Source organism: Bhargavaea beijingensis (assembly GCF_900101985.1).
Taxonomy (GTDB): Bacteria; Bacillota; Bacilli; order Bacillales_A; family Planococcaceae; genus Bhargavaea; species Bhargavaea beijingensis.
In genome coordinates this window covers 315,647-329,898 of sequence record NZ_FNAR01000001.1, presented here as the reverse complement: position 1 = coordinate 329,898, position 14,252 = coordinate 315,647, and the positions used below count along the sequence as shown (strand labels likewise).

General features: G+C 58.3%; 9 protein-coding genes and 1 pseudogene. 4 read left to right on the top strand and 6 right to left on the bottom strand.

What is annotated here, in order from left to right:
* Nucleotides 1–190 precede the first annotated feature (190 nt).
* A complete protein-coding gene (locus BLT01_RS01795) occupies nucleotides 191–3,412 on the bottom strand; it encodes an efflux RND transporter permease subunit (RefSeq protein WP_092093874.1) in 3,222 nt (1,073 codons plus the stop codon).
* Nucleotides 3,413–3,576: 164 nt separating this feature from the next.
* Here BLT01_RS01795 and BLT01_RS01790 point away from each other — a divergent pair, with 164 nt between their 5' ends.
* Nucleotides 3,577–4,464, top strand: coding sequence for a TetR/AcrR family transcriptional regulator (locus tag BLT01_RS01790; RefSeq protein WP_092093869.1), 888 nt, complete (start codon nucleotides 3,577–3,579; stop codon nucleotides 4,462–4,464).
* Between the two features lie 155 nt (nucleotides 4,465–4,619).
* On the opposite strand, the gene BLT01_RS01785 is transcribed toward BLT01_RS01790, so the two are convergent.
* The 3 genes and pseudogenes from BLT01_RS01785 to BLT01_RS15365 all read right to left on the bottom strand — a co-directional run bounded on the left by BLT01_RS01785 (nucleotide 4,620) and on the right by BLT01_RS15365 (nucleotide 6,964).
* Nucleotides 4,620–5,303, bottom strand: coding sequence for a phosphoribosylaminoimidazolesuccinocarboxamide synthase (locus BLT01_RS01785; protein ID WP_092093864.1), 684 nt, complete (start codon nucleotides 5,301–5,303; stop codon nucleotides 4,620–4,622).
* 86 nt (nucleotides 5,304–5,389) lie between these two features.
* The gene (locus BLT01_RS01780) at nucleotides 5,390–6,430 is read right to left on the bottom strand and encodes a GGDEF domain-containing protein (protein ID WP_092093860.1); all 1,041 of its coding nucleotides are present in this window, start codon (nucleotides 6,428–6,430) and stop codon (nucleotides 5,390–5,392) included.
* Between the two features lie 31 nt (nucleotides 6,431–6,461).
* Nucleotides 6,462–6,964: pseudogene (locus tag BLT01_RS15365) on the bottom strand (GGDEF domain-containing protein).
* Nucleotides 6,965–7,664: 700 nt separating this feature from the next.
* On the opposite strand from BLT01_RS15365, the gene BLT01_RS01770 reads away from it, so the two are divergent.
* From BLT01_RS01770 to BLT01_RS01760, 3 genes are all read left to right on the top strand, one after another.
* On the top strand, nucleotides 7,665–7,898 hold the full coding sequence (locus tag BLT01_RS01770; RefSeq protein ID WP_092093856.1) for a heavy-metal-associated domain-containing protein: 234 nt from the start codon (nucleotides 7,665–7,667) through the stop codon (nucleotides 7,896–7,898).
* A gap of 19 nt (nucleotides 7,899–7,917) precedes the next feature.
* The gene (locus BLT01_RS01765; RefSeq protein WP_092093941.1) at nucleotides 7,918–9,822 is read left to right on the top strand and encodes a heavy metal translocating P-type ATPase; all 1,905 of its coding nucleotides are present in this window, start codon (nucleotides 7,918–7,920) and stop codon (nucleotides 9,820–9,822) included.
* Between the two features lie 116 nt (nucleotides 9,823–9,938).
* The gene (locus tag BLT01_RS01760; RefSeq protein WP_245696834.1) at nucleotides 9,939–10,652 is read left to right on the top strand and encodes a Crp/Fnr family transcriptional regulator; all 714 of its coding nucleotides are present in this window, start codon (nucleotides 9,939–9,941) and stop codon (nucleotides 10,650–10,652) included.
* A 55-nt stretch (nucleotides 10,653–10,707) separates the two neighbouring features.
* On the opposite strand, the gene BLT01_RS01755 is transcribed toward BLT01_RS01760, so the two are convergent.
* Both BLT01_RS01755 and BLT01_RS01750 read right to left on the bottom strand, forming a co-directional pair.
* Nucleotides 10,708–11,253 (bottom strand): GNAT family N-acetyltransferase, encoded by a 546-nt coding sequence (locus BLT01_RS01755; protein WP_092093936.1) that lies wholly within the window; start codon nucleotides 11,251–11,253, stop codon nucleotides 10,708–10,710.
* Between the two features lie 347 nt (nucleotides 11,254–11,600).
* The gene (locus tag BLT01_RS01750; protein ID WP_092093852.1) at nucleotides 11,601–14,159 is read right to left on the bottom strand and encodes a DEAD/DEAH box helicase family protein; all 2,559 of its coding nucleotides are present in this window, start codon (nucleotides 14,157–14,159) and stop codon (nucleotides 11,601–11,603) included.
* Nucleotides 14,160–14,252 lie beyond the last annotated feature (93 nt).

Here is a 14,252-nt window from a genome sequence, read left to right as displayed (position 1 = left end):
TGCATTTCCGCGTCCCATAGTGCAATCTTCCGACCCATAGTGCAATCCCCCGACCCATACGGCAATCTCCCGACCCATATTGCATTTCCGCGTCCTATAGTGCAATCTCCCGACCCATCCAACACCACCGCCAACATCCCCGGATCCAAAAAGCACCCGCCCCCAAGGGGACAGGTGCTTTTCACACTGCTTATTCCGGTTCGGCCATCGGTTTTTTGCGGAATTTCGCAAGGACTTCGTAGACGATCGGGACGATCAGCAGCGTCAGCAGGGTCGAGCTGACGAGCCCGCCGATGACGGTGATGCCGAGTCCTTTGGAAATCATGCCGCCGCCTTCTGCTCCGATGGCGAGCGGAATCAAGGCGAAGACGGTCGCGAGTGCGGTCATCAGAATCGGGCGGAGACGGGTGGCGCCGGCTTCAAGCAGGGCCTGGCGCGTCGTTTCGCCTTCGTTTTCCTTGTGGATGACGCGGTCGATAAGGACGATCGCGTTCGTGACGACGATTCCGATCAGCATGAGCGCGCCGATCATGACGGATACCGAAATCGGTTCGTCCGCGATCCAGAGCGCCACGAAGCTTCCGATGAGCGCGAATGGCAGCGAGAACAGGATGGCGAACGGTGCGAGCGCGCCGCCGAATGTCACGACGAGGACGAAGTAGACGATCGCAATCGCCGCGAGCATCGCGAGACCAAGCTGCGTGAACGACTCGTTGATCTGCTCGGTGATGCCGCCGAATTCAACGTTGGCGCCTGCCGGGAGATCCAACTCATCCACTTCCTCCTGAACTTTACGGGAAATCGCTGCGGAGTCTTTGCCGGTCACTTCCGCGGAGACGGTCGTGTACAGCTTGCCGTTCCGGCGGGTCACCGTCGTCGGCGCTTCGCCTTCCTGAACTTCGGCAATTTCGCCGAGCCGGACAGTACCACCGAGTGCGGTCGGGATTTCGGAGGATTCGAGCTTTTCGAATGTGCCGAATTCCTTTTCTTCAACGGCGACAAAGACGTCAAGCGTGTCGCCTTCGTGCTTCACCGAGGTGAGGGCCGCTCCCTGTGTGCCTTCATTCAGCGCCATTCCGATCTGCGCAGTCGTCAGGCCGAGTTCGGCAAGGCGCTGCTGGTTGGTGACGAAGGTGTACTGGTCGTACGCTTCCGTCAGGTCGCTTTCGACCGCTTCCAGGCCGTCCGTATTGTTCAGGATTTCCTCCACCTGATCGGATGTGGCCTTCAGGTCGTCCTCGTTGTCCGCATAGACGTACAGTTCGAAGCCGCCGCTCATGGACGTGAAGTCCATCGAGCCCCATTCGCCTTTTCCGGATTCTTCGTTCAGCGTCCCGACGAGCAATTTCGCCTCTTCCGAGAAGTTTTCGAAGTCGGAGTCGTATTCGATGAAGAACAGCGCGGAGTTCGCGCTTCCGCCCATCATCATGCCCATGCCGCCGGCTTCCTCGATGGAAAACTGGTAGGATGTGACGCCCTTCCGTTTTTCCAGGAGCTCTTCGGCGCGGGAGACGATTTCAAGCGTTTCTTCCTTCGGCTGGCCGGCTTCCGGATTGTAGGTCGCCATGACCACTTTCTGTTCTTCTTCAGGCAGGAACGTGACGCCGATCAGCGGCACGAGCAGGAAGCTCCCCGCCAGAAGAAGGACCGAAATGCCGGCCGTGATCCATTTATGGTTGAGCGCCCATTCCAGAATACCCCTATACCAACGCGCAAGGCGGCCCGGCTTCTCGGTTTTGCGGGCAACACCGGCCTGGCTGCCGTAAAGCTGCTTCTTGAACAGCGAGTGCGACAGCATCGGCACGACCGTGACCGCGACGAGAAGCGAGGCTAGCAGCGCAAACACGACTGCGAGCGCGAACGGCAGGAACAGTTCGCCGACCTGGCCGGAGACGAGCGCGAGCGGCAGGAACACCGCAATGGTGACGATCGTCGAGGACGCAATCGGGACAAACATCTCTTTCGTCGCCTCAAGAATCAGTTTCTTGCCTTTCAGCGGCTCATCCGGCAGGTGCATCCTGCGGTAGATGTTTTCGACGACGACGATCGAGTCGTCGATGACCCGGCCGATCGCGACGGTAAGCGCGCCAAGCGTCATGATGTTGAGCGTGATGTCCATCGAGTTCAGGACAAGCAGCGCGAGGAGAAGCGACAGCGGAATCGAGATGACCGCGATGAAGGTGGTTTTGATGCTTCTCAGGAAAAGCAGGATGATGATGATCGCGAACAGCGCGCCAAAGAGCGCTTTCGAAAGCATCGTTTCGACTGACTGCTCAATCGGCTCTCCCTGGTCAAACGTAATGGCAATGTCGACGCCATAATCTTTTTCCAGTTTCTCCGCTTCGTCTTTGACTCCATTGACGACATCGACCGTGTTGGCGTCCGGGCTCTTGACGATCTGGATGCCGATCGAGTCTTTCCCGTTCGTGCGGGAGATGGATGCGGATTCATTGACGACCTCGATGGTCGCCACGTCAGACAGGGCGATTGTCGGCAGGCCGGCCATGCTAGCCGGCGGAACGGTGCCTGAAACCGCGCCCGGCGTTGCCTGGCTTGCACCGGCATCTTGGCCTCCCTGGGCCGCACCGGCTTCCGGCGTTGCCTGGCTTGCGCCGGCCTCCTGTCCCCCCATGGCCGCATCTGCGCCCGGCTGGCCTGCCCCCTGAGCAGGGATGGCCGGGATCTGCAGGTTTTCCAGCGCCTCGAGGGACGCGACCGAGCCGTCGATGACGACATTCTTCATGGAACCGTCAAGCTTGTTCAGCCCGAGCGGGAAGGCGATGTTGGAACCTTGGATGATGCCTGTGACCGTTTCCTGGTCAAGTCCTGCCGCGGCAAGCTTGGCATCGTCAAAGTCGATCCGGACTTCCTTCGACTTCTGGCCGCTTGCCTGGACGTTCCCGACCCCTTCGACTTCTTCCATTGCCGGGACGATGTCCTTGACGGCGATTTCCGTCAGTTCATCAAGGTCCTGGCCGTTGCCCGTGATGCTGAGGGCGACGACCGGGAAAGCGTTGATGCTGATCCGGGAAATGGACGGATCCCGCGCATCATCCGGAAGCGGGACGTTTTTCAGGACGCCCTCCACTTCCGTGACGGCACGGTCCATGTCTTTTTCAAAATCAAACTCTAGCTGGATGGACGAGATGTTCTCCATCGATGAGGACAGGATCGATTTCACACCCTCGACGTTCCTCAAACTCTGTTCGGCCGGGACGGTGACCGAATCGGCGACCTCATCCGGGGAAGCACCCGGATAGACGGTCATGACCGACACGACCGGTACGGTGATGTCCGGCATCGACTCCTGCTTCATGGTGGCCGCGGAGTAGATTCCCGCTGCGATAGCCATGATGGTCAGAAGCCAGATGGCGAACTTATTATTGATGGAAAAGTTGATGATCTTCTTCAAGCGAGCTTTCCTCCGTTCTCGTGACTGACCGGTCAGTTTACCTCTATCAGGATAAAGGAAACGCCGTCCGGATACAATCATATGAGCCGGCTGTCACACTTTATCCATTTTTATTCTGCTATACTGACATTACTGACCGAAGGGTCAAAGGAGGACGGAAGCAGATGAACGAAACAAAGAAGCGCATCATCGAGGCGGCAATCACCCTGTTCACGGAAAAAGGGTTCCACGGCACCCCGATCCAGGAGATTGCCGTCCAGGCCGGTATTTCCAAAGGCGCCTTCTACCTTCACTTTAAATCAAAGGACGCTCTCCAGGTGGAGATTTTCAGATACTACACCTCGCTGATCCAGGAAGAGATGGAGCGCGCCGTCGCCCCCGGACTGTCCGCAGAGGAAAACTTCCGGCGCCAGACCGAGGTCCAGATTGCCCAGATGCAGCGGCACATCGACTTTATCATCATGGTGATCCGCGAACAGGCCTTTAGCCTGAACCCCGAACTGATCAGGTTTATCGAAGAACTCCGGGTATCGCAGGCCGACTGGTACCGCGACCAGCTTACCTCCATCTATGGGGAGGCGATCCGGCCGTATACCCACGATATTTACGTCATCACGGAAGGCATCAAAAGTCATTATATGCAGCAGTTCATCTCGAACCCTCAGGCTCTGAATCCGGAAACCCTGACGGACCTCATCGTCCGGATGACCGGACAGGCGGCCGAAGGATTTCTCGGGGGCACGCTCCGGCCGCTCCTGGATGACGAGACGCTGCGGGCACTGTTCTCGGGACTGTTCCCCGAAGAAGAGGAACCGGAAGATGTGAGCGGGGTGATTGAGGCCATGCGCACGACCCTTTGCGGACTGGCGATCCCCCGCGCGACCGCCCAATACCTGCAGTCGACCCTGGACTTTCTCGAGACCCAGGCGGCAGCAGGCGCCGGGGCCGACCGCACCGCCATCAATGGCGCCTTATCCGTTTTCCGACCGTATCCGGCGTTCAGGGACAGCCTGCAAGAGATGAAAGAAAAGTTCGCGCTGGCGGATGAGTGACGCATGAACCGGTGCGAGTGCTTCGAAAATAACCGCGGGTGCCTCGAACCCCGCGATCAGTGTCGGCAAAACCATCGCGAGTGACTGTTATGCAATTCCGATCCGATCAAAAAGCACCTGTCCCATTAACGGGCAGGTGCTTTTTTCGTCGTTCTTTAACCGAACAGCAGCTGTTCAAGCCGGAGCGGTTCGATGTATTCGCCGCCTTTGTAAACACGCATGTTGCCTCCGGAGATCTCGTCGATCAGGAGGACGCCGCCGGTTTCCGCGTCGCGGCCGAATTCAAGCTTGATGTCGTACAGTTCCAGCCCCCGGTAGGCGAGCTCATCTTTGACAATGCCGGAAATCTGTTTGGTCAGCTGTTTGAGCGTATCGTATTCCCCGCCATCCAGGATGCCCAGCTCGACGAGGGCATCCTTGCTGATCGGCGGGTCCTGGCGCTCATCGTCTTTGATCGTCACCTCGACGAACGCATCAAGCACCTGTCCCTCTTCCGCATAGGCCCCGTACCGGCGCAGGAAGCTCCCGACCGCGCGGTACCGGCAGATCACTTCAAGACCCTTGCCGAACACGTCCGCCTTGCGGACGTTCATCGTCTGGCTGTCCAGATCCGCTGCGATAAAGTGGGTCGGGACACCGGCCTCGGCCAGCTTTCCGAAAAAGTATTCCGTCATGCGCAGGCCGGCGCGGCCCGCGCCCTCAATCGTCAGGCCGACCGTGTTCGCGCCCGGGTCGAACACCCCGTCCTCCCCGGTCACGTCATCCTTGAACTTCAGCTGGATTGTCCCGTTCTCCAGCTCGTAGACATCCTTCGTCTTGCCTTCGTAAATCCGCTTCACACAGTCCACCTCTTTCGGCTGATCTCATCTAATTATAACCGAAAGACGAACATTAAGAAATGACTTACAGGATATTTTACGCCTTTTCAGCCTTCAGCCTTTTCTCCGGTCACCCGGTTCCGCCCTGTCCGCTTGGAGTGGTACATCCGCTCATCCGCCCGGTTGAGCAGCCGCTCCGGCGTGTCTCCCGGCAGTTCGCCCGCGACCCCGAAACTCGCGGTCACCTTGCCGGCTTTCCCGAAACGGCGGGAACCGATCGCTTCGCAAAGCCGCTCCGCGAGCACCATCGCGCCCGGCAGCTCCTCATCCGTGATGACGATGAATTCCTCGCCGCCCCACCGTCCGAACCGTTCCCCCGCTCCCAGCCGCATGCGGACGATGTCGGCCATCTGCCGCAGCACGTCATCCCCCGTTTTGTGCCCGTGCCGGTCATTCACCCGTTTAAAATGATCCATGTCAAACAGGATGACCGAGAACTCGGTGCCCTCCCGGTCGGCCTGTTCCGTTTTTTCCGCCAGCCATTCGTCGATCCGGTGGCGGTTCGCCGCCCCGGTGAGGGCATCCAGGTAGGCGAATCGGGCAATCGCCCGCTGCTCCGCCCTTCTCCGGTAGAGGATGTGAAGGAAAAAAGACAAAAACGTGTAAACGAACAGGCTAACATACATCGTGATCAGCGAATTGATCTGGCTGCTGGTGAGACTGCCCCAAACCGGAATGGCCGGCGCAATCATGAGGAGGAGAAGAGTGAAGCAGGCAATGACAGTCTGCTTTCTCTCAAGGATGAGAAAGACAAGGACAATGATAAGCGGCAGAAAAAGAATAAAATCCCCGAGCCGCGGCTCCCCCTGTGCCAGCATATCGACAAACAGCGAGCTCAGAATTGCGGAAAGCAGATAGATGAGCGATACCACAAGGATGAGGATTTCCGGGATGGCGAGCGGCAGCCGGGCCCAAAGCAGCCCCCAGCAGGCCAGAATCGAGAAAAGCAAGATAAAGTGAATGGCTTGAACCAGACGGATTTCTTCCGCAATCAGGAGGTTCAGCACAAGTGATGCGGCAATAACCGGCAAAATGAACAGATAGGCATGCCGCTTCTGTTCTTCAAACAGCTTTTGTTCACTGTCCAACTCCCCCTCCTCCTTCCACGGCGTCTCCGGGTCAGTGATCTCCGCTCGCCATCGTGCGTCCGACCACCCGGTTTCTTCCGGCCTGCTTGGCGAGGTACAGGCGCTCGTCCGACCGGGACACGACCGATTCCCCGGTGTCGCCGGGACGGTTGAGGGACAGGCCGAAGCTGGCGGTCACCCGTCCTGCAATTCCGAAGTCGTGTTCTTCCACCACCTTGCGCAGCCGCTCAGCAAGAAGGAACGATTCCGCCTCGCCCGTATCTGTCAGGACGATGAACTCCCCCCCCACCGGCCGAACAAGTCCCCCTTGCCCAATTCTTTCCGGATGACTTGGGCCAGTTGCCAAAGGACATCGTCTCCCGTTTTGTGGCCGTAAAGATCGTTGACGTCCTTGAAATGATCCAGATCAAAATAAATGACCGAAAACAGTTGTCCGGTTTGCTCTCCCAGCTCACCCTTTTTTCTCAGCCAACTGTCGATCCGGTGCCTGTTGGCAATCCCGGTGAGCGCATCGGTATAAGCAAACCGCAGCATCGCGTTTTGCTCGGCGCGCCTTCTGTACAGTTGCTGAAGAAAATAAGCAAGACTCGTGTAGACCGCAATCCCCGCGTAAAACAGGACGAGCGACTCGGCCTGCTCCGGCTCCAGGCGCGAAAATGCCGGCATTGCCGGGACCAGCAGGACGGCGAATAAAACAAGATTCGCGATCAGCGCGGGCATGCGGTCAAAGAGGAGAAACATCTGCAGGGAGACGAGCGGCAGCCAGATGATGAAATCACCGAGCGAGAAAGCCCCTTGCCCCAGCATTTGCGTATAAATCCCGTGGATCACCATCGCCAGCAGATAAATGACGGCAAGGGTGAGCAGGAACCATTCAATGACCCGGAGATGAAGTTTCGTCGACAGGAGAAGCCAGGCGAACAGCATACCGACCAGAAGGATGAGGTTGAGCGTCAGAAGCCACCCTTCATGGACCGTCAGAAACTGACTTAACCCGAGCGAAAATGCCAGCACCGGAAGGGCGATTTTATAGACACGCCGCTTCATATCCGAAAACCGCTGCTGCTCGGTATCCATCCGCACCCCCCTCCCAGTCCATTACCTACCGTATTCCCCTTCACCGGCACTGAAACGCTTGTCAAGAAAAATAAATCCGCACTCTTGACGGGTGTCAAGGTCTGAAAAACCCATCCATCCGATAATAAAGACAACAACAACCGAGGAGGAATCCACCATGAAACAAGTCGTCCTGCAGATGGAAGCCCTCACTTGCCCGAGCTGCATCAAAAAGATCGAAGGCGCGCTCGGCAAGATGGACGGTGTGGAACAGGCAAAAGTGCTGTTCAACTCCGGCAAGGTGAAGGCAAGATTCGATGAAAGGAAAATCAACGCAGAGGAAATCGAACGCACAGTCACAAAACTCGGCTATCCGGTCCTATCGAAGAAAATGTCGCAGAGTGCCCATTAAAAGAAAGGTGTGAATGAACATGACAGGCAAGCAAAAGGCATGGATCACGGCCGTCACCGGCGGCCTCCTGGTCCTGGCCATCCTCTTCCACCTGACCGGCCTGCAGGAACTCAGGTCCTCTACGCTCATCCTCTCCACCGTCATCGCCGGCGCCCCGATCGCCCTGAAGGCGTTCCAGGCCCTCCGCATGAAGGCCTTCAGCATCGAGCTGCTCGTCACGATCGCCGTGGCCGGGGCGCTGTTCATCGGCGAATACGTCGAGTCGGCGGCCGTCACGTTCCTTTTCCTGTTCGGCGCCTACCTGGAAGCCCGGACACTTGAGAAAACACGCAAGTCGCTGAAAGACCTCGTCGACATGGCGCCGCAGGAAGCGACCGTCGTGCGGGACGGACGCGAAATGGTCATCCCCGCAGACGAGGTTGAAGCGGGCGACCGGGTCCTTGTCCGTACGGGCGGCAAAGTGCCGGTCGACGGACGGGTTGCCGGCGGACGGGCGCACCTGAACGAAGCGGCGATCACAGGAGAGTCGGTACCCGCTTCCAAAGCGGACGGCGACGCTGTTTTTAGCGGCACGATCGTCGACAGCGGCTACCTGGAAGTCATCGCCGAGAAGACAGGCGACGACACGACATTCGCACGCATCATCGAACTGGTCGAAGAAGCGCAGGAGTCGAAAACGAAGACCCAGCAGTTCCTGGAGAAATTCGCGAACATCTACACGCCGGGAATCGTCGTTTTGTCGGTCATCGTCTATCTGCTCACACAAAACATCGAACTGACGCTCACCTTCCTTGTCATCGCCTGCCCGGGGGCGCTTGTCATCTCGGCCCCAGTCTCGATTGTCGCCGGCATCGGCAACGGCGCGAAAAACGGCGTGCTGTTCAAAGGCGGCGAATCGGTGGAATCCCTCGCGAAGATCGATACGGTCGTGTTCGACAAAACCGGCACGCTTACAAAAGGCCGGCCTGAAGTGACGGCGATTGATGCATTTGGCGGGGATGCGGACAAACTGCTGCGGATGATTGCTGCCGCGGAAACCGCCTCGGAGCACCACTTGGGACGCACGATCGTGGAAGAAGCCGGGAACCGTGGCATGGTCGGATTGGAACAGCCGGAAGAAGTTGAAATCATCAAGGGACACGGGCTCACGGCGACGGTCGGCGGAATGCGCATCGTTGCCGGCACGAGGAAACTGATGGCTGAAAACGGCATCGGAGTTACACCGGAAGCGGAAGCTGCGGCCACTGCGCGTGAGAAAGCCGGCAACACCGCCATCTTCGCCGCGGTCGACGGACAGCTCCGCGGCCTGATCTCCATCGCCGACCGCATCCGCCCCGAAGCACAAGACGCCATCCGGAGCTTCCGCGCCAACGGCGTCAAGCAGATCATCATGCTCACCGGCGACAACCGCCATGCCGCCGCGCTCGTCGGCAGACAGCTCGGCCTGGATGAAGTGCACGCCGAACTTCTCCCGGAAGACAAAGTCGCATTCGTAAAAAAGCTGAAAGATGACGGGCGCCGGGTCGCGATGGCCGGCGACGGGGTCAACGATGCGCCGGCCATCGCCACCGCCGACATCGGCATCGCGATGGGCGCCGGCGGCACGGACATCTCGATGGAGACCGCGGACGTCGTGCTCATGGCCGACCGGCTTGACCAATTCGCCCACGCCCGCTCGCTCGCCAAAGCCACCGTCCGCAACATGAAACAGAACACCTGGCTCGCCGTCGGCACGGTGTTCCTGCTGCTCGCCGGCGTCCTGCTCGGAAAAATCCTCCTCGCCTCAGGCATGCTGATCCACGAACTCAGCGTCCTGATCGTCATCCTGAACGCCATCCGGCTGGTCCGGTATAATGGCGGTAAGAAGGAACGGATGCCTGGCGGCGTGGAACCGTTCGGACCACAGCCGGCTGTGGTGGAGTGAAATAGACGGGGCATTTGTGTGAATGACGAGATTACCGGCGGGAATGACGAGATCGGTCGTCCGAATGACGAAATTGACGGCTCGAATGACGAAATTAGGGAAAGGAGCGGAGCGGGATGGAACAGGAACCGATGCAGTGCGCCTCCTGCGCGCACGCCGAATCAGACCATGCGCATGACATGTGCATCTCAATCGTGCCGATCTTTAATCACCTTGATGAGGCGGAGCTCCGGGAAATCGTCCGGACGGTCGTACCCAGGCAGGTAAAGCGCGGAGAGACGATCTACTCGGCAGGCGATACATCCGACCGGCTGTATATAGTCCATAAAGGACGGGTGAAAATCTGCCGCCTGTCGGACAACGGCAAGGAGCAGCTGGTCCGGCTCCTCGGACCCGGCGACTTTACCGGAGAACTCGCCGTCTTTAATGAAACGGTCCATGACGCCTATGCGGAGGCGCTTGAAAACACGGAGCTTTGCACACTCGGACGGAAAGACCTGCAGTCTTTCCTCATGAAATACCCGACCATCTCGCTCCGCATCATGGATGAGTTCGCCCGCCGGCTCGGCCACTCCGAAAAGCAGGCGGCGAGCTTCGCCACGGAACCCGCCGACACCCGGATCGCCATGTATCTTGCCGAACTGTCGGATCGGCTGAACTCCCCGACCATCAGGCTGCCGATGACGAGGAAGGACCTGGCATCGCATCTCGGCACGACGCCCGAGACAATCAGCCGCAAGTTCGCGGAGTTCGAAGATGCCGGGTGGATCCGGCAAAATGGGCAAAAAGAGATAGAGATTCTTGACTTGGATGCGCTGCTGTTGGCATGAAAAATACGCCGGGCCAGTTAGCCTCGGCGTATTTTTGTACACCCGTTTGAAGTACCTATTTCCCCTTCCATTCGTCAGCCAAAACTCCATATACAATATGATCTACATAATGGTCATATAACCACTCCGCTTGTCTAATGCATCCTTCATTTACATAGTTCAATCTCTCAGGGATCGCCCTGCTTTTCTTATTGCCGACAGCAACTCTTATTTCAACCTTATTTAGGCCCAATTCATCAAAAGCATAATCGGTCAATGCCTTAGCCACCTCGGTCATGATTCCATGTCCCTGAAATCCTTCTCCCAGCCAGTACCCGATATATGCAGTTTTATTTGCCCAATTGATGTCATTGTAGCCGGCAACTCCAACAATTTTCCCCTTAAACAAAATGACAGAAATCAAGCTCTTGTTTTCAGCAAAACCCTTTAAACATCCTTTTATAAATTCTGTGGTATCTTCGATTTTTGTATTAAAGTCCAACCAAGGCAGCCATTTTCTCAAATGGCCTCTTGACCTGTCTGTTAACTCAAATACGCTTTCGCTATCTCTTAAATCTATTAGTTTTAACGATAGGTCCTCGTTTATCTTATGTATGAACAACTTGATTACCCCCTCAAATATGTAATTGGTGATGGCGACTCTCTTTTGTATTTTTTTAGGTCGTGTCATTGTTGTATTCAGCGAATGCAGTCGGTTCCCTTCTAGGTCATAGATGATTGGTTCATCCCCTAACTGCAACAGATAGTGTTGCTGGTGATTTGAACAAAGACGCCGGGCCAGTTGGCCTCGGCGTCTTTGTGGTGGAGAACTCTTGGCGACTTCACGAAACAGCCTGTGGATAACCGGGTTATCCCCGGATTCCCGTGTAAAAATCCGACTTTTCTGTGGAGGACGGGGATAAGCCGGTGATTCGGGTTATGCAGGCTCCCGGCCATCCGTGGATAACTTTAGCGCCAGCCGCTGATGCGCTCGGGTTCCGGGATGAATGCAGCGGACAGCGCGCGCATTCTGGCTTCAAGCAGTTGCCTCCTGCCTTCCGGCGTCCTTGTATAGATCAGCTCGGCCCGGCCGACGCGCTTTTTCCATTCTTCCAGAAAGATTTCCGCGGTCTCCTTTTTTCGCCCGAGTTCCTCCGGCACGGCATGAATATCTAACCGCTTTCCGAAACCGCGGGAGCGCCTGACAATCAGGTAGCGCGGGTTCCCGATCGGGCCGAGCAGTTCCGCAAGCGCGTTCATGAACCGGGTCTTTTCATGGGTCGTGCCGGCGGAAAGCCAGCATGTGTAATAGCCCTGCCCGTCATCGGTGACCCGGATCGCCCCCTCTTCCGCCGGCCCGGCAAGCATCCCGCCCCGGAGCATCGCGGCATAGAGCGCTTCCGCAATCTCCTTCAGGCTCGACTCGACAGACGGATGCCTAACGTACAGCCGGCCCGCGCGCCAGAATGAGGGCGCGGCAACCGCAAGTCCCGCAAGCCCGCCCCAGAGTGTGGATTCACCGAACGGCGTGTCGGTCAGCTGGCGGATCCAGCCGCCCGCGTCCCACGCCGCCCCGGCCGCAGTGAATCCCGCGACATACAAAAGGCCCTTCAGCGTGTTGTCGAGATAAAACGGCCTCGGAACGGAGCGGCGCGGCAGAACCGCTTCCTCCACCATCCAGCTGCCGGAATCAACTGCCAGCATCCAGCGCTCCCGGAGCGTTTCCCGCGAACGGGCCCGGCGTTCCATTTCCGTATTGAGCCGGTCGATCTCTTCCATTGAAAACGGCGGCTCCCCGACAGCGAGCCTGCCGATGCCGGTCTCGATTACATCCCGCCCCGTCCCAGGCCCCGCAAGCGAGCGGAACCGGCGGACGAGCGACCGCCAGTCATCGCCGCCGTCTTCCGCGTCACGGTCGACGGTGACGAGATGCCAGATTGATGCCGTCTTGTCCGGATCTCCCGGATTTCTGCGGATCGCCCGCCCGCGCATCTGATTGGACAGCATATATGAACCGACGTACGACGCCATGATGAGCGAGTTCACACACGGTGCGTCCCAGCCCTCGCCGAGAAGCGCCGCCGTCCCGGTCAGCACATCGATTTCCCCTTTTTCAAGCAGTGCCGTTACCGCGGCGACCATCCCCTGCCGGTTCGCATCATTCACCGGGATCCTTACGAACGACGGATCATGCGGGAGCGGAACCGCCCCTTCCAGCCTTGACGCGGCTGTTGCCGGTACGACCGCAATCGAGCCCGTGAGAATGGCCGGCTTCACCCGGTCGCCCAGCGTCCGCCGCAGCATCTCGAACACCGGCACCGCGCCGATCCGGGTCAGCGGCTGTTCATCGCCGGGCGCTGTCGGCATGTCATCCGCCCGTATGTAATCGGTCAGGATGACCATGCGCAGCCGGTCACCCAAGATCTCTTTTTCAAGACGGACGGTTTCCGCAACGGCCTTGAGTTTCGATTGGCTCTGGACAAGCGCGCGGCTGATCGCCGGCGTGGACGTCAGGTAAACGGAGCGCCGGTGGATGGCCCCAATCCGTGACAGCATCTTCCGCAGTTGTTTGACCGTTTCTTCCTCGTCATCCCCCAACCGGAACAACATCCCCGTCAGCAGTTCCTCCATCCAATTCCGGTCAAGCGCCGGCATCGTCTCCTCCGGCATGCCGATCAGCGGCAGCGCCTCCCGGTACGCCTCTGAACCACTTTCCTTCAATACCATCAGCATCGCCGAAAACACGGCCGACAACCCGAGAATCTCCTCAACATGGGCCTCCGTCTCAGCAATCCACCGGTGCTGCTCGAGATAGCGAACGAATTCCCCGTCTTCCCGCAGCTCATCCAGGAATTCATCCGTCCGTTCCCGGAACGCCAAAATCTCCGAGAGCTCTTCGGCCGACGGAACCGTGAAGCGGATATAATCCTGGTGCGGACACAAGTCGCCCGCCTTCACGAGCGAGGCGACTGGGATTTCGAGATCGATCGGTCCGCACAGCGAAACGTACCGCTGCCAGCCGGCAGGTGACTCGTCGTACGGTGGCGTCGCGGTCAGCGCGACAACAGCCGGGTTCTCCAGCCCTTCCTTGATGTCCATCATCGTCTTCCACCAGGAAGTCCGCAGGTGATGCGCTTCGTCCAGAACGATCGCACCGAAACCTTCGGCAAGCAGCCGCCCTTCCCCGCCGGACTTGAACAGCGCGTGAAGCGACTGGTACGTGGTCACCGTCACAAATCCTGGCGATGAAAGATCGGACGACAGCCAGTCCGGCCGCACCCCCTCCAGGAACAGTTCGGTGAGCCGGTCCGCCCACTGCTCCCGGAGCGCAATCGTCGGTGCGACAATCAGCGTCCGCCTTCCGATCCGACGCATCACCTCCAGCCCCAGCACCGTCTTCCCCGAACCCGGCGGCGCGACCAGATGGAGATGCCCATTTTCCAGGTGCCGGTCAAGCTCCGACAGCACCTCTTTCTGATAAGATCGCCACGGATGACAGAACTTCATCATCTCCGGAAACCTCTCCATCTGCTTGCCTCCTCCCGTCAACCCCATCATGCTTCTCCTAATCCTATCAAACCCGCAGGGAGGTGTCCCTGCGGGTTTAAATAATTTCTTCTT